This is a genomic window from Streptomyces sp. RKAG293, from assembly GCF_023701745.1.
In the GTDB taxonomy this organism is placed as follows: domain Bacteria; phylum Actinomycetota; class Actinomycetes; order Streptomycetales; family Streptomycetaceae; genus Actinacidiphila.
Map to the genome: position 1 here is coordinate 4,928,115 of NZ_JAJOZB010000001.1, position 15,526 is coordinate 4,943,640.

Genomic DNA, 15,526 nt, shown 5'->3' on the forward strand with positions numbered 1-15,526 from the left:
CCCTACGCTCATACGGTGACGACTGGGAAGAAACTGACGGCGGGCGACGCCGAACTGACCGTGGTGCCGCAGGACGGCTGCCGTATCGCCTCGCTGACGGTCGGCGGGACCGAACTGCTGCGCCAGGGCGACCGGTACGGCGCGTTCATCATGGTGCCGTGGTGCGGCAGGACCGAGAACGGCCGGTTCCGCAACGGCGGGATCGTCCACCAGCTGCCGGTGGACGCGCCCCCGCACGCGATCCACGGCACGGGCCGGCACACCGCGTGGCACGACGGTCCCGACGGTACGGACTCGGCGGCGTCGTACTACTTCGACCTGGCCGACCCGTGGCCGTATCCGGGCCGCGTCACGCAGACCTTCGAACTGGGCGAGAACGAGCTGCGGATGACCCTGTCGGTGGAGGCGTCCGCCGACTCGTTCCCGGCGCAGGCCGGTTGGCACCCCTGGTTCCTGCGGAACCTCGGGCAGGGCGGCCGTGACGCCGAGGTGGACTTCAGCCCGGCGTGGCAGGAGGAGCGCGGCGACGACCACCTGCCGACGGGCAAGCGGACCGAGCCGAAGCCCGGACCGTGGGACGACTGCTTCGGCATGCCGGACGGTGTGGACGTGTCGCTGACCTGGCCCGGCGAGCTGCGGGTCCGGGTGACCAGCCCGGCCGAATGGGTCGTGGTCTACGACGAGCAGCCCGAGGCCGTGTGCGTCGAGCCGCAGTCCGGGCCGCCGAACGGCCTCAACACGCTGCCGCGCCTCGTCACGCCGATCGATCCGCTGGAGATCACGACGGTCTGGTCCTGGGAGCGGCTGGGCTGATTCCGCCCGAGCCGATCGCGGCGGCTAATCTCGACGCCATGAGTGACGTGCGCGAGGCCCTGCTGCAGCAGATCAAGGACAAGGCCGTGGTCCACGGCAAGGTGACCCTCTCCTCCGGGCTGGAGGCCGACTTCTACGTCGACCTCCGCCGGATCACCCTGGACGGCGAGGCGGCGCCGCTGACCGGCCAGGTGATGCTGGACCTGACCAAGGACCTCGACTTCGACGCCGTCGGCGGACTGACCCTCGGCGCCGACCCGGTGGCCGGCTCGATGCTGCACGCCGCCGCCGCCCGCGGCCGCCGGCTCGACGCCTTCGTCGTCCGCAAGGCGACCAAGGCCCACGGCATGCAGCGCCGGATCGAGGGCACCGAGGTCAAGGGCCGTCGCGTCCTGGTCGTCGAGGACACCTCGACCACCGGCGGCTCGCCGCTGACCGCCGTCGAAGCGGTGCGCGAGGCCGGCGGCGAGGTCGTGGCCGTCGCCGTCATCGTGGAGCGCGGCGCCGCCCCGGCGATCGAGGCGGCCGGGCTGCCGTATCTCGCCGCCTACTCGCTGGCCGACCTCGACCTCGGCTGAGTCCCGGCTGCGCCGGGGAAGCACGGGAAAGAGCTTCTGACCTGCGGATCTACCGGCCCTCTGGATGTTCCACGTGGAACCGCCAGGGGGCCTTCGCATGCGAGGTGTGCACCGAGGTGGTGTTCGAGCGGGTCTCTGGGAGGATGGTGCCGACAAAGACGTCGTACCGCAGTATCAGGACCCGCACATCACGAGGAGCGGACAAATGCCCATCGCAACCCCCGAGGTCTACAACGAGATGCTCGACCGGGCGAAGGCAGGCAAGTTCGCCTACCCGGCCATCAACGTGACCTCGTCGCAGACGCTGCACGCCGCGCTGCGCGGCCTGGCCGAGGCGGAGAGCGACGGCATCATCCAGATCTCCACCGGTGGCGCGGAGTTCCTGGGCGGTCAGTACAGCAAGGACATGGTCACCGGCGCGGTCGCGCTGGCGGAGTTCGCGCACATCGTGGCCGAGAAGTACCCGGTCACCGTCGCGCTGCACACCGACCACTGCCCCAAGGACAAGCTGGACGCGTACGTCCGTCCGCTGCTCAAGATCTCGCAGGACCGTGTCGCCGCGGGCCGCCTGCCGCTCTTCCAGTCCCACATGTGGGACGGCTCGGCGGAGAACCTCAACGACAACCTCGCCATCGCGCAGGAGCTGCTCGCCCAGGCCGTCAAGGCCAACATCATCCTCGAGGTGGAGATCACCCCGACCGGTGGCGAGGAGGACGGTGTCTCGCACGAGATCAACGACTCCCTCTACACCACCCCGGACGACGCGTTCCGTACCGTCGAGGCCCTGGGCCTGGGCGAGAAGGGCCGCTACCTGCTGGCCGCGTCCTTCGGAAACGTGCACGGCGTCTACAAGCCGGGCAACGTCGTCCTGCGCCCGGAGATCCTCAAGGAGCTCCAGGTCGCGGTCGCCGAGAAGCACGGCAAGGCCAACGCCTTCGACTTCGTCTTCCACGGCGGTTCCGGCTCGACGATCGAGGAGATCAACGAGGCCCTGGAGAACGGCGTCGTCAAGATGAACATCGACACCGACCTGCAGTACGCCTTCACCCGGCCGGTCGCGGACCACATGTTCCGCAACTACGACGGTGTGCTGAAGGTCGACGGCGAGGTCGGCAACAAGAAGGTCTACGACCCCCGCGTCTGGGGCAAGTCCGCCGAGGCCGGCATGGCCGCGCGCGTCGTCGTCGCCGCCGAGAACCTGCGCTCCGCGGGCAACAAGATCAAGTAATTCGCGGCGCCACCGCGCAGTGCCGCTCCACGGCACGACCGTGCGGTAATGCTCCACACGCAGCCCCCTGGGTCCGCCGTTCCGGCCCAGGGGGCTGCGTGCTGTCCCGGACAGGGCAGACTGGAACGCATGGCCATTCACAAAGACCTTCTCGGGGGTCCGCCCCCGACCCATCTGCCCGACGACCCGGAGCCGCGCGAGCTGCTCGCCTCCGGGGCGGCGCCCTCCGAGGTGGCCGCCAAGTACCCCGCCTCCTCTCTGGCCTGGGCCCAGCTCGCCGACGACGCCTTCGAAGGGGGCCGGGTCGTCGAGTCGTACGCCTACGCGCGCACCGGCTACCACCGCGGCCTCGACGCGCTGCGCCGCGCCGGCTGGAAGGGCCACGGCCCGGTGCCGTTCGAACACGAGCCGAACCGCGGCTTCCTGCGCGCGCTGCACGCCCTCGCCCGCGCCGCGCAGTCGATCGGCGAGCAGGAGGAGTACGAGCGCTGCTCGTCCTTCCTCCGCGACAGCTCGCCGACCGCGGCGGACACCCTCGGCTGAGGAACCGGCGACGGGACCTGCGACGAGAGCCGCGACGGGACCCCGGACCGGGCCCCGGGCGGGACGAGTGGTGTGACGCGTGAGGGAACTCGCCTACGTCACCCACCTCTTGGGCTGATCCGGCCCTCTCCCGTCCGGCCGCCGATTGCCCCCGAACTGCAGCAGAAGCTGACAAAAATTCATGCGGTTTGGCATTGGACCGAACCCATGTGTGATTGTGAGCGTCATTGTCTGTGAGCACCGTGGGAGCAGTCGGCGGCCGGGGAGGCCGCCACCCCGGTGGCGCCTTCAGGGGGAGCTTTGACCCATCACGCACCGGTGGCCGGCGGCGACCGACAGCGAGGCCCCAGCCGTCGGGGGAGCCGGAGCCAGGCCGCGCGCCGGCGTCGGCGTGCCCAACGGCGCGTGCGGCTGCTGCTGACCCTCACCGTGCTGGCCGTACTGGTCGGCGGTGTCGCCGCGTGGTGGAGCGGTGGTTCGGACGACGTCGCGGACGCGTCGGCGCCGACCGCGCCGGCCGCCGCGTCCTCCCCGACCGCCGCCGCGTCGAAGGACGTGCCGCCGAGCGCGGCCCCCAAGAGCCCCAAGGCCTCCGCGTCGGCAAGCGTGACGAAGGGCGCCGGCAAGTCGACCCCGGTACCGAAGTCGGGGCCCGGCACCTTCAAGGCGGGCAAGGGCAAGGGCGACGGCTCCACGGTCGGCAAGGGCGTCATCCGCACCTACCGGGTCCAGGTGGAGGACGGCATCCTGGTCTCCGCCGACCAGGCGGTGGACGAGGTGGCGGCGATCCTCGCCGACCCCCGCAGCTGGACCCGTGACGGCAAGCACGGCTTCCGCCAGGTGTCGTCCGGCAGCGCGGACCTGGTCATCCGGATAGCCACGCCCGACACCGCCGACGCGCTCTGCCTGGCCGCCATCCACCAGGACACCGGGAACGAGCTGAACTGCGAGGTCCCCGGCGGTGTGGTGGTGAACCTCCGGCGGTGGATCCTGGGCTCGCCGACGTTCACCGGCCCCATCTCCGACTACCGCGCCCTGATCATCAACCATGAGGTCGGGCACAGCCTCGGCCACGGCCACGAGGGCTGCCCCGGCCCCGGCAAGCTCGCGCCCGCGATGATGCAGCAGATCAAGGGCCTCGACGGCTGCCTGCCGAACGCCTGGCCGTACGACCGCCAGGGGCGCTACATCAGCGGCCCGCACGTGACCTGAAGGCCTTGCCGAATCACCGCGCTCGACAGATGATCTCGGCGTGGCCCGGTGACCCCGGGCCGAGATCCTGAAGGGAACGGAAATGTCCGAAACACCGGCCGAGAGTCCGGAGACCCCGAACCTCGACTTCCAGGGCACCACCCCTTACGAGGACTACGTCCAGGCGGATGTCCTCACCCACCTTCAGCACACCCTCTCCGACGATCCCGGAGAGATGGTCTTCCTGGTCACCACCCAGGTCATGGAGCTGTGGTTCACCGTCCTCGTCCATGAGTGGCACACCGCGGGGCAGGCGCTCCGCGAGAACGACATCCCGACGGCGATGGCGGCGCTCAAGCGCAGCACCTACGAGCTCGAATCGCTCAACGCCTCCTGGAAGCCGCTCGCGCACCTCACCCCTGGGCAGTTCAACGCGTACCGCAGCGCGCTCGGCGAGGGCTCCGGATTCCAGTCCGCGATGTACCGGCGGATGGAGTTCCTGCTCGGCGAGAAGTCGGCGTCCATGCTCGTCCCGCACCGCGGTTCGCCGCGGGTGTACGCCGAGCTGGAGAAGGCCCTGCACGAGCCGAGCCTGTACGACGAGGTGCTCGGCCTGCTGCAGCGGCGCGGCCACGACATCCCCGCCGAACTCCTCGAACGCGATCTCTCGCTGCGCTACGAGCCCGACCCGGCCGTCGAGCGCGCCTGGCAGCGGATCTACTCCGCCGCCGAGGCCACTCCGGAAGCCGCCGAGGCCACTCCGGGGGCCACCGCCGGTGACGCCGACCTGCTGCGGCTGGGCGAGGCGCTGACCGAGGTCGCCGAGCTGGTCTGGCGCTGGCGCAACGACCATCTGGTGGCGACCCGCCGCGCGATGGGCTCCAAGACGGGCACCGGCGGCTCAGCGGGCGTGGCCTGGCTGGAGAAACGTGCCACCAAGAACGTCTTCCCCGAGCTGTGGACGGCGCGCAGCCATGTCTGACGCCTCGCCGCGGGAGGAGGCCGGACGGCTCGACGCCGCCGACGGGCTCGCCGAGATCCGCGACCGGTTCACCCTCGACGAGACCGTCTACCTGGACGGCAACTCCCTGGGCGCCCTCCCCACCACGGTCGCGCCCCGGCTGCGGGACGTCATCGAGCGCGAATGGGGCAGTCTGCGCATCCGCTCCTGGGACGAGAGCGGCTGGTGGACCGCACCCGAGCGGATCGGGGACCGCATCGGCGCGCTGATCGGCGCGGCCCCCGGCCAGGTCGTGGCCGGCGACTCCACCAGCGTCAACGTCTTCAAGGCGGTCGTGGCGGCCGTCCGGATGGCGGGGGAGGACCGCACCGAGATCCTCGTGGACGCGGCGACCTTCCCGACCGACGGCTACCTCGCCGAGTCCGCGGCCCGGATGACCGGCCGTACCGTCCGGCCCGTCGCTGCCGGGGCGATGGCGGACGCCATGGGCGACCGCACCGCCGTCGCGCTCGTCAACCACGTCGACTACCGCACCGGGCGGCTGCACGACCTGCCCGGTACGACGGCCGCCGCCCACGCGGCGGGCGCCCTGGTCGTCTGGGACCTGTGCCACAGCGCGGGCGCGCTGCCGGTCGGCCTCGACGCGCACGGCGTGGACCTCGCCGTCGGCTGCTCGTACAAGTACCTCAACGGCGGCCCCGGCGCGCCCGCGTACCTGTACGTCCGCCGTGATCTGCAGTCCCGCTTCGACTCGCCGCTGCCGGGCTGGAACTCGCACGCCGATCCCTTCGGCATGAGCTCCGACTACCGCCCCGCCGACGGCGCCGTCCGCGGCCGCGTCGGCACGCCCGACATCCTGTCGCTGCTGGCCCTCGACGCCGCGCTCGACGTCTGGGACGGCGTCGACATCGCGGACGTACGGGCCAAGAGCCTGGCCCTGACCGACTTCTTCCTCGCCTGCGTCGAGCGGTACGTGCCGGCCGGCCGGGTCACGTCGATCACCCCGGCCCCGCACGAACACCGCGGGAGCCAGGTCGCGCTGCGCTGCGACGACGCCGGCGAGGTCATGCGCCGGCTGACCGAACGCGGCGTGGTGGGCGACTACCGGCGCCCCGACGTCCTGCGCTTCGGCTTCACCCCGCTCTACACGCGGTTCGCCGACGCGGAACGCGCCGCGCAGGTGCTCGCCGACGTGCTTCGCGAGGTCGACGAGGAGACCGGTGCGAAGCCCGGCCCAGAGGTCGTGGAAGCCGGCCGCGAAGCCGGTGCGCCGTCCGGTCACGACGCCGTTGAAGGGAACCGATAACCGATGCCGGCCTCCACGCCCGAGCACGCCGCCCACCGCGCACCGGCTCCGGCCGGCCCCGGCCCGGCGGACGCCGCCGCGAAGCGTGCGGAGGCGGAGGAGGCATCGGCCTTCGCGCACGCGGCCGTCCCCCCGGACGTGACCGCGCCCTACGGTGAACTGCCCGACCAGATCGCCGACTTCTACCGGCCGCGCAGTGCGCCCGGCACCGCCGTACGGCCCGCGCCGCTGGTCGTGGTGGTGCACGGCGGTGCCTGGCGCGCACCCTACGACCGCCGGCACATCTCGCCGTTCGCCGCCTACCTCGCCGGCCGCGGCTTCGCCGTGGCGTCGGTGGAGTACCGGCGCGGCGGCGAGGAGCCGCCGTCCGGCGGCGACGGCTGCGCCTACCCGCGCGAGGACGCCCCGCCCGCGGGCCGTTGGCCGGACACGCTCGACGACATCGCCGCCGCCGTCGACACCCTGCCCGCGCTCGCGGTGCGGGCGCTGGGCGCGGACACCGTGGACCCCCGGCGGGTCGTGCTCACCGGGCACAGCGCCGGCGGTCACCTGGCGCTGTGGGCCGCCGCCCGCAACGCCCTTCCGCTCGATTCCCCCTGGCATCGCCCCTCGCCTCCCCCGTTGCGCGGTGTCGTCGCCCTCGCGCCGATCGCGGACTTCGCGTCCGCGATCCGGCTGCGGGTCTGCTCCGACGCCGTCGTGCAGTTCCTCGGCGGCCCCGAGCACGTCACGGCGCGGCTGCCCCACGCCGATCCCGCCGCGCTGCTGCCCACCGGTATCGCCACCACCATCGTGCAGGGGACCACTGACAATGTGGTTCCGCCGCAGGTCGCGAGGGCTTTCGCGGCCGCCGCGGCACTGGCGGGCGAGGAGGTCACCGAGGCCGTGCTGGACGGCATCGGGCACTTCCCGCTGATCGATCCGGCCGCCGGCGCCTGCGCCGTCGTCGCCGAGGAGATAGCGCAACTCGCCTGGTAGCGGGCGGACCGGCGACCGTCCGAGCCGCCTTCCGGCGGACCCGTGTAGTCCCTGAGACGGATGCCGGGAGATCGGCTTCGGTGTGGACGACGCGCCCGCGTGAGCTGCCTAGTGTGTGAGCGTGACCGACACCGACCAGACCACTCTGCGGACCGAGCTCCGGATAGCCCGGAGCGCCCTGAAGGGGCTGCGTGACGACCTGGTCACCGACGCCTTCGCCTTCCGCCCGCTGCCGCCCCGCTCCACCGCCGGCCCGGTCGTGCGCCGGCTCCCCGACTCCGCCCGCTGGCTGCCGCACGCCTCCCTGGCGGTCTTCGCCTGCCTGCTCATGCTGATGGGCTTCGAGTTCGAGAGTGAGCGGGGCGGAGCGCCACTGGCCGCCGCGCTCCTCACCGGGATTCCCCTCGTCACCGTGCTGTTCCGCCCGGTCGGCGGCTGGTGGCTGTCGTTCGGGGCCGGCTTTCTCAGCGGCGCCGCGGGCCTGTTCTCGGAATGGCCGTGGTCGGCCACCGGATTCGTCTCGCACCTGGTGGTGATGGCGTTCGTCGCCGGCCGGACCCGGCCCCGGGTGGCGGCGGAGATGTGGCTGCTGACGGTGATGCTCGGCGCGGCCTTCGCGTTCACGACGCCCGGCCGGATGTCGGACAGCTTCGCCATGGGGTTCGTGTCGTTCCTCGTCCTGCTCACCGTGGTGCTGGTCAAGGGCTGGCGGGAGACGCAGGCGAAGGTCGTCGAGCAGGTCGCGGTCACCGAGGTGGAGCGCTCGCGCCGCACCGTCCTGGAGGAGCGCACGACGATTGCCCGCGAGCTGCACGATGTCGTCGCGCACCACATGTCCGTCATCGCGATCCAGGCCGAGGCCGCGCCCTACCGCGTCGACGACCCGCCGGCCGAGCTGACCCGCAGCTTCGCGATCATCCGGGAGAACGCGGTGGCCGCCCTCACCGAGCTGCGCCGCGTCCTGGGCGTCGTACGGGCCGACGAGCCCGGTCGAGATGCGGCGTTCGCCGACGGCGCCCCCGAGGCCCCGCAGCCCACCCTCGCCAACCTCGACTCGCTGCTGGCCAACGTCAGGGACACGGGCGCGGACGTCGACAAGGTGGTGACCGGCGCCGTCCGGACGCTGCCGCAGGGTGTGGAGCTCTCCGCGTACCGGATCGTCCAGGAGGGGCTCAGCAACGCGCTGCGGCACGCTCCGGGCGCCGCCACCCGTGTCGAGATCGGCTACGTCCTCGGCGGCCTCGGCCTGCGCGTGGTCAACGGCCCGGCCACCGGGGAGGTCAGGCCGTCCCACGGCGCAGGTCACGGGGTGCTGGGCATGCGGGAGCGGGTGTCGATGCTGGGCGGCGAGATGACGGCGGAACCCACCGCCGAAGGCGGCTACGAGGTGACGGCCTTCATCCCGGTGGCCGCCGAACCGAAGCCGGAACCGAAGCCGGACCCGAAGCCCGGAACGATTCCGAAACCCGGACCGGAGCCGGAGCCGGAACGGAAGCCCTGGCCCATGGTCAAGTCCACCGGGGACCCCGTATGACGATCCGGGTGCTGATCGTCGACGACCAGATGATGGTCCGGGAGGGCTTCTCGGTCCTGCTCAACGCGCAGCAGGACATCGAGGTCGTGGGGGAGGCGGTGGACGGCCGGGAGGCCATCGCCCAGGTGGCCGCGCTCCGTCCCGACGTCGTCCTGATGGACATCCGGATGCCCGAGGTCAACGGTCTGGAGGCGACCCGCGAGATCGTCGCGGCCGACGCCGACGCCAAGGTCCTCGTCCTGACCACGTTCGACCTGGACGAGTACGTCTACCAGGCGCTCCGCGCCGGAGCCAGCGGCTTCCTGCTCAAGGACGCCTCGGCGCGGCAGCTGGGCGACGCCGTACGGATCGTGGCGGCCGGTGAGGCGCTGCTCGCCCCGGCCGTCACCAAGCGGCTGATCGCCGAGTTCTCCCGGCTCGGTACGCCCAGGCCCCCGGCCCAGGACCGGGTCGGCGATCTGACCGACCGCGAGACGGAGGTCCTGGTCCTGGTCGCCCAGGGCCTGTCGAACGCCGAGATCGCCTCGCACCTCGTCGTCGCCGAGTCCACCGTCAAGACCCACGTCAGCCGGGTCCTGGTCAAGCTCGGGCTCCGGGACCGCACCCAGGCGGCGGTCTTCGCCTACGAGGCCCGCCTGGTGACCCCGGGAGGCTGACCGGCCGGAACGGACGCCTCCGGGGGCCACAGGCCCGCAGAAGGCGTTCCAGGCGCCCTCTGGACACACCGAAGGCCCCGCCCGGTGCGGGGCGGGGCCTTCGGCAGGTGGTTCGGTCAGCGGCTGCGCTTGGCGAGCCGCTCGACGTCGAGCAGGATCACCGCGCGCGCCTCCAGGCGGAGCCAGCCACGGCCGGCGAAGTCGGCGAGCGCCTTGTTGACGGTCTCGCGCGAGGCGCCGACGAGCTGTGCCAGCTCCTCCTGCGTGAGGTCGTGCACCACGTGGATGCCCTCTTCGGACTGCACGCCGAACCGGCGCGACAGGTCGAGGAGCGCCTTGGCCACCCGGCCGGGCACGTCCGAGAAGACCAGGTCCGACATGACGTCGTTGGTACGCCGCAGCCGTCGCGCGACGGCGCGCAGCAGCGCGGTCGCGACCTCGGGCCGGGCGTTCAGCCAGGGCTGCAGGTCGCCGTGGCCCAGGGCCAGGAGCTTGAGCTCCGTCAGCGCCGTGGCCGTGGCGGTCCGGGGGCCGGGGTCGAAGAGCGACAGCTCGCCGATCAGCTCGCCGGGGCCGATGACGGCGAGCATGTTCTCGCGGCCGTCGGGGGAGGTGCGGTGCAGCTTCACCTTGCCCTCGGTGACGACGTAGAGCCGGTCCCCGGGGTCCCCCTCGTGGAACAGCGCGTCGCCACGCGCGAGCGTGACCTCGGTCATCGAGGCGCGCAGTTCAGCGGCCTGCTCATCGTCGAGCGCCGCAAAAAGCGCCGCGCGCCGCAGAACGTCGTCCACGAGCTCTCTCCTTGTCGACATCGCCGGATGATCCCCGTGATGCCCGCAGGCAAAACAGTGCGATCAATCACAAGTCTGTCTTATGTATCGCCGTGCACGTGCCCCGGGGGTCCGATTGGGGGTCGGTTCCTTGTGGTCAAGGGCGGATGTCAGTGCCGAGCCTTAGGCTGGCCGGGTGTCTGATACGCCGAGTTCGCAGAAGAAACGGCAGGGTGGGACGGCCAAGCGGGTGACCCGGACCCCTGATTCCGCTGTGAGCGAACAAGCTTCGCTCAAGCCCGCCAGAAAACCGGAATCCCGCATCGCTCTGGTCCGCCGGGCGCGGCGGATCAACCGTGAGCTCGCCGAGCTCTACCCGTACGCCCATCCGGAACTCGACTTCGAGAACCCGTTCCAGCTCCTCGTCGCCACCGTCCTGTCCGCGCAGACCACCGACCTGCGCGTGAACCAGACGACCCCCGCGCTCTTCGCCGCCTATCCGACCCCGGAGGACCTGGCGGCGGCCGAGCCGGAGCGGCTGGAGGAGCTGATCCGGCCGACCGGCTTCTTCCGCGCCAAGGCGAAGTCGCTGCTGGGCCTGTCGGCGGCACTGCGCGACCGGTACGACGGCGAGGTGCCGGGCCGGCTGGAGGACCTCGTCACGCTGCCGGGCGTGGGGCGGAAAACGGCAAATGTCGTCCTGGGCAATGCATTCAACGTCCCTGGAATCACTGTCGACACCCACTTCGGCCGGCTCTCCCGCCGCTTCGGCTGGACCACCTCCGAGGACCCGGAGAAGGTCGAGCAGGAGGTCGGCGCGCTCTTCCCGAAGAGCGAGTGGACGATGCTCTCGCACCGCGTGGTCTTCCACGGCCGCCGTACCTGCCACTCCCGCAAGCCGGCCTGCGGCGCCTGCCCGATCGCCCCGCTCTGCCCGTCGTACGGTGAGGGCGAGACCGACCCGGAGAAGGCGAAGAAGCTGCTGAAGTACGAGCTGGGCGGTGCCCCCGGCCAGCGCCTGCAGCCACCGTCCGACTACCCGGGCGACCCGGCTCCGGCGCTGGGCGCCCCGGCGGCCACCGCGGCCATGACGCAGGGGAGCGAATGACGACGACACGTGGCGGCGAGGCGGCCGTTTCGACCCAGGGGCTGCCCCAGTGGCTGCAGCCGGTCGCCCGCGCGGCCGGCGATGTGCTCCCCGAGCAGCTCAGCCGCTTTCTGCCGCCCGCGTCCGGCCGGGGCCGGCAGTCGGCCGTGCTGATCCTCTTCGGTGAGGGCGAGCACGGCCGTGACCTGCTGCTGATGGAGCGCGCGACATCGCTGCGGTCGCACGCGGGCCAGCCGTCGTTCCCCGGCGGCGCCCTCGATCCCGAGGACGGCGACCCCGAGGGCGACGGCCCGCTGCGGGCGGCCCTGCGCGAGGCGGAGGAGGAGACCGGCCTGGACCCGTCGGGCGTGCAGATCTTCGGAGTGCTGCCGCGGCTCTACATCCCGGTCAGTGAGTTCGTCGTCACACCGGTGCTCGGCTGGTGGCGCACCCCCAGCCCGGTCGGCGCGGTGGACCAGGCCGAGACCGCCCGGGTCTTCCGGGTCCCCGTCGCGGATCTCGCCGACCCCGCCAATCGGGCGACGATGACCCATCCCAGTGGCTTCCGCGGCCCGGCGTTCCTGGTCGAGGGCGCGGTGGTCTGGGGTTTCACAGCCGGTCTGATCGACAAGATTCTGCACTTCGCGGGCTGGGAGCAGCCCTGGGACCGGGGCAGGACGGTGCCGCTCTCATAGAACGGCATGAGACCGTGTGCTCGTGCTGTGTCTTCCTGGGGGGCAGCCCCGGGAACCCCGGCCGATGCCCCGGTCGAGCTGGACCGTCCTCGCGAGGTCAACCTAGATGAACGTGCTGGACTTGTTGCTGTTGCTCGCGGCCGCGTGGTTCGCGGTCGTCGGTTACCGACAGGGATTCGTCGTCGGCGTCATGTCGGTGATCGGGTTCCTGGGCGGCGGCCTCGCAGCGGTCTACCTGCTGCCCATGATCTGGGACAAGGTCACCGACGACTCCTCGCCCGGGTCCGTGGCGGTGGTGATCGCCGTGGTCGTGGTGATCGTCTGCGCCTCGGTCGGCCAGGCCTTCACCACCCACCTGGGCAACAAGCTGCGCACCCAGATCACGTGGTCCCCGGCCCGTGCGCTGGACGCGGGCGGCGGCGCGCTGGTCAACGTCGCCGCGATGCTGCTCGTCGCCTGGCTGATCGGCTCCGCGCTGGCCACCACGGCGCTGCCGACGATAGGCCGCGAGGTGCGCTCCTCGAAGGTCCTGCTCGGCGTCTCCCGGGTCGTCCCGCAGCAGGCCGACAACTGGTTCACCGACTTCAGCTCCACACTCGCGCAGAACGGCCTCCCGCAGGTCTTCAGCCCGTTCGGCAGCGAACCGATCACCTCAGTGCCCGCGCCCGACCCCAGGCTCGCGAGCAGCGCGGTCGTCAACGACGCCCGCCGGAGCATCGTGAAGGTCGTCGGGACCGCGCCCAGCTGCGGCAAGGTGCTGGAGGGCACCGGCTTCGTCTTCGCCAGGGACCGGGTGATGACCAACGCCCACGTCGTCGGCGGGGTCAGCGAGCCCACCGTGCAGATCGGCGGCGAGGGCCGGCTCTACGACGCCCGCGTCGTCCTCTACGACTGGCAGCGCGACATCGCCGTCCTGGAGGTGCCGTCGCTGAACGCACCCGTGCTGAACTTCACCGCGGGCGACGCGCACAGCCGCGACGACGCGATCGTGGCGGGCTTCCCGGAGAACGGCGGCTTCGACGTCCGTGCGGCCCGGGTACGCGGCCGCATCCAGGCGAACGGCCCGGACATCTACCACCGGGGCACCGTGCACCGCGACGTCTACTCGCTGTTCACGAAGGTGCGCCAGGGCAACTCCGGCGGCCCGCTGCTGACCCCGGACGGCAGGGTGGCAGGCGTCATCTTCGCCAAGTCCCTCGACGACGCCGACACCGGCTACGCACTGACCGCGGACGAGATCCGCGACGACATCACCGCGGGCCGCACGGCGGACCGCCAGGTCGACAGCCAGGGCTGCGCGCTCTAGAAGGACCCCGCAAAGGACTCCGCAAAGGACTCCGCAAAGGATTCCGGAAAGGATTCCGGAAGCCCACCGTGTGCCGTTCGGGATCGGCCGAACGGCCCGTGAGGCGCTGCCCGGCGGTCAGTCGCTGCGGGGGTGCCGCAGGCGCGCGCCCACCCAGCGGGCGCGCCGCCGGAGAATGCGGGGAATACCGATCTGATGCTCCCCCTCGGGGAGTACGGCCACAGGCGTCGCGCGGTTGACAGCTGCGACGGGATTGCGGCGGGTGCGTGATACATCACGGTAGTCGTGCGTCCAACCCATACCGAGCTACGTGCCCGCGCCCCAAGGTCGGTAATCGTGCGGCGGTCGGCCAATTGGCCTATGCGTCCGGCATTTGGCTGATCGTCAGACAGTCGTACCGGACTGTCCACCCGTCTGACGTCCCGTCCGGCGGCCGATCCGGCCGCCGGACCTGCGGAGTGACTAGCGGTCCGGCTCGGGGTCCTTCAGCCAGTTGATCAGCTCGGTCGAGAACGCGACCGGGTCCTCCTCGTGCGGGAAGTGCCCCAGCCCGTCGAAGAGCCGCCAGCGGTACGGCGCCTCCACGTACTCGCCGCTGCCGGCGGCGCTGCGGGTGCGCATCGCGGAGTCCAGCGAGCCGTGCAGATGCAGCGTCGGGACCCGCACCGGACGCTTCATGCGCCGGTTGAACTGGATGCCGTCGGGGCGGGCCATCGAGCGGACCATCCAGCGGTACGGCTCCACGGCACAGTGCGCCGTCGAGGGGATCTGCATCGCCTGCCGGTAGACGTCGACCGTCTCCTCGTCCGGCAGCAGCGGTCCCGACCAGTCCCGGATCAGCCGGCCGACCATCGCGGAGTCGTCCGCGATCAGCTGCCGCTCCGGCAGCCACGGCCGCTGGATGCCCCAGATGTAGGAGCCGGCCGCGCTCTGCTTCATGTCGGTGAGCATCGCCGTGCGCCAGCGCCTCGGGTGCGGCATCGAGCACACCGCCAGCCGGCGCACCAGCTTCGGCCGCATCACCGCCGCGGTCCAGGCCAGGTAGCCGCCGATGTCATGGCCGACCAGCGCGGCGTCCGGCTCGCCGAGCGAGCGGATCACCCCGGTCACGTCCAGCGCCAGGTTCGCGGGGTCGTAGCCGCGCGGCGTACGGTCGCTGCCGCCGACCCCGCGCAGGTCCATCGCGACCGCGCGGAACCCCGCGTCGGCGAGCGCCGTCAGCTGGTGCCGCCAGCTCCACCAGAACTGCGGGAAGCCGTGCAGCAGCAGCACCAGCGGGCCGTCGCCGGCCTCGGCGATGTGGAATCGCGCGCCGTTCGCGGCGACATCCCGGTGTGTCCAGGGCCCGTCGAGCCGTGCAACCGAGGAATTACCAGCGACCGTCATGAAGCTGAGCGTGTCACACCTTGAGGTCGTCCGTGGTGCTGGACTCCAGGGGGCGCGGATGCGGCTTGACGCTCTGGAGTACGGCCGCCGTCTGCTTGGCCGAGGCGATGCTGCGCTCCGGCTTCTTCACCTTCTTGAACTTCGCCCGCGCGAACACCCCGAGGATCAGGGCGATCACCACGTACGCGCCGCCGACGATCAGGAACGACCAGGCCAGGCCCAGCCCGAGGGCGTGGATGCCGTAGGCCGCCGCCATGCTGAACATCGGCAGGGCGAAGAACGCGAGGGTGACGGCGCCCACGATCGCGCCGCTGCCGAGGCCGACCCGCTTGACGTCCTCGCGCAGTTCCGCCTTGGCGAGGGCGATCTCGTCGTGCACCAGGGCGGACATCTCCGCCGTGGCGGAGGCGAACAGCTGTCCGAGACTGCGGCTCGCGCCCTCGGCCTGCTCCACTGCGCTCATCGCATCCTCCGTCGGTATCCGTCATGCCCGG

At 71.8% G+C, this 15,526-nt stretch carries 16 protein-coding genes; 13 read left to right on the top strand and 3 right to left on the bottom strand.

Features of this window, described 5'->3' with window-relative positions; all coding sequences use genetic code 11:
- Positions 1-15 precede the first annotated feature (15 nt).
- From LNW72_RS21940 to LNW72_RS21985, 10 genes are all read left to right on the top strand, one after another.
- On the top strand, positions 16-813 hold the full coding sequence (locus LNW72_RS21940) for an aldose 1-epimerase (protein WP_250976969.1): 798 nt from the start codon (positions 16-18) through the stop codon (positions 811-813).
- A 38-nt stretch (positions 814-851) separates the two neighbouring features.
- Positions 852-1,391 carry an orotate phosphoribosyltransferase gene (gene pyrE, locus LNW72_RS21945; protein WP_138357064.1) on the top strand — a complete coding sequence of 180 codons (540 nt, stop codon included), beginning with the start codon at positions 852-854 and terminating at the stop codon, positions 1,389-1,391.
- Positions 1,392-1,596: 205 nt separating this feature from the next.
- Positions 1,597-2,619 (top strand): class II fructose-bisphosphate aldolase, encoded by a 1,023-nt coding sequence (gene fbaA, locus LNW72_RS21950; protein ID WP_164294589.1) that lies wholly within the window; start codon positions 1,597-1,599, stop codon positions 2,617-2,619.
- A 129-nt stretch (positions 2,620-2,748) separates the two neighbouring features.
- Positions 2,749-3,162, top strand: coding sequence for a DUF3151 domain-containing protein (locus tag LNW72_RS21955; protein ID WP_250976970.1), 414 nt, complete (start codon positions 2,749-2,751; stop codon positions 3,160-3,162).
- 405 nt (positions 3,163-3,567) lie between these two features.
- On the top strand, positions 3,568-4,374 hold the full coding sequence (locus tag LNW72_RS21960) for a DUF3152 domain-containing protein (RefSeq protein ID WP_250976971.1): 807 nt from the start codon (positions 3,568-3,570) through the stop codon (positions 4,372-4,374).
- Positions 4,375-4,456: 82 nt separating this feature from the next.
- Positions 4,457-5,335 (top strand): tryptophan 2,3-dioxygenase family protein, encoded by an 879-nt coding sequence (locus LNW72_RS21965; protein WP_250976972.1) that lies wholly within the window; start codon positions 4,457-4,459, stop codon positions 5,333-5,335.
- Positions 5,328-6,620: a kynureninase gene (gene kynU, locus LNW72_RS21970; protein WP_250976973.1), complete on the top strand. Its 1,293-nt coding sequence runs from the start codon at positions 5,328-5,330 to the stop codon at positions 6,618-6,620. The genes LNW72_RS21965 and kynU overlap by 8 nt, the downstream gene beginning before the upstream one ends.
- A 3-nt stretch (positions 6,621-6,623) precedes the next feature.
- Entirely contained in the window at positions 6,624-7,598 is a 975-nt protein-coding gene (locus tag LNW72_RS21975) for an alpha/beta hydrolase (protein WP_250976974.1), read from the top strand.
- Between the two features lie 121 nt (positions 7,599-7,719).
- Entirely contained in the window at positions 7,720-9,132 is a 1,413-nt protein-coding gene (locus LNW72_RS21980) for a histidine kinase (RefSeq protein ID WP_250976975.1), read from the top strand.
- Positions 9,129-9,788 (top strand): response regulator transcription factor, encoded by a 660-nt coding sequence (locus LNW72_RS21985; protein WP_138357071.1) that lies wholly within the window; start codon positions 9,129-9,131, stop codon positions 9,786-9,788. Before LNW72_RS21980 ends, LNW72_RS21985 begins: the two co-directional genes overlap by 4 nt.
- Positions 9,789-9,904: 116 nt before the next feature.
- On the opposite strand, the gene LNW72_RS21990 is transcribed toward LNW72_RS21985, so the two are convergent.
- The gene (locus tag LNW72_RS21990; protein ID WP_138357072.1) at positions 9,905-10,579 is read right to left on the bottom strand and encodes a Crp/Fnr family transcriptional regulator; all 675 of its coding nucleotides are present in this window, start codon (positions 10,577-10,579) and stop codon (positions 9,905-9,907) included.
- 253 nt (positions 10,580-10,832) lie between these two features.
- On the opposite strand from LNW72_RS21990, the gene nth reads away from it, so the two are divergent.
- The 3 genes from nth (at position 10,833) to LNW72_RS22005 (ending at position 13,646) form a co-directional block, all read left to right on the top strand.
- Entirely contained in the window at positions 10,833-11,666 is an 834-nt protein-coding gene (nth, locus tag LNW72_RS21995) for an endonuclease III (RefSeq protein ID WP_250976976.1), read from the top strand.
- Complete coding sequence (locus tag LNW72_RS22000) at positions 11,663-12,340, top strand: CoA pyrophosphatase (RefSeq protein ID WP_250976977.1); 678 nt, start codon at positions 11,663-11,665, stop codon at positions 12,338-12,340. Before nth ends, LNW72_RS22000 begins: the two co-directional genes overlap by 4 nt.
- Positions 12,341-12,446: 106 nt before the next feature.
- Complete coding sequence (locus LNW72_RS22005; protein WP_250976978.1) at positions 12,447-13,646, top strand: MarP family serine protease; 1,200 nt, start codon at positions 12,447-12,449, stop codon at positions 13,644-13,646.
- Positions 13,647-14,108: 462 nt separating this feature from the next.
- On the opposite strand, the gene LNW72_RS22015 is transcribed toward LNW72_RS22005, so the two are convergent.
- Together LNW72_RS22015 and LNW72_RS22020 are read right to left on the bottom strand one after the other, a co-directional pair.
- Positions 14,109-15,032 carry an alpha/beta fold hydrolase gene (locus LNW72_RS22015; protein ID WP_250976980.1) on the bottom strand — a complete coding sequence of 308 codons (924 nt, stop codon included), beginning with the start codon at positions 15,030-15,032 and terminating at the stop codon, positions 14,109-14,111.
- A 13-nt stretch (positions 15,033-15,045) separates the two neighbouring features.
- On the bottom strand, positions 15,046-15,495 hold the full coding sequence (locus LNW72_RS22020) for a phage holin family protein (RefSeq protein ID WP_250976981.1): 450 nt from the start codon (positions 15,493-15,495) through the stop codon (positions 15,046-15,048).
- Positions 15,496-15,526: the final 31 nt, after the last annotated feature.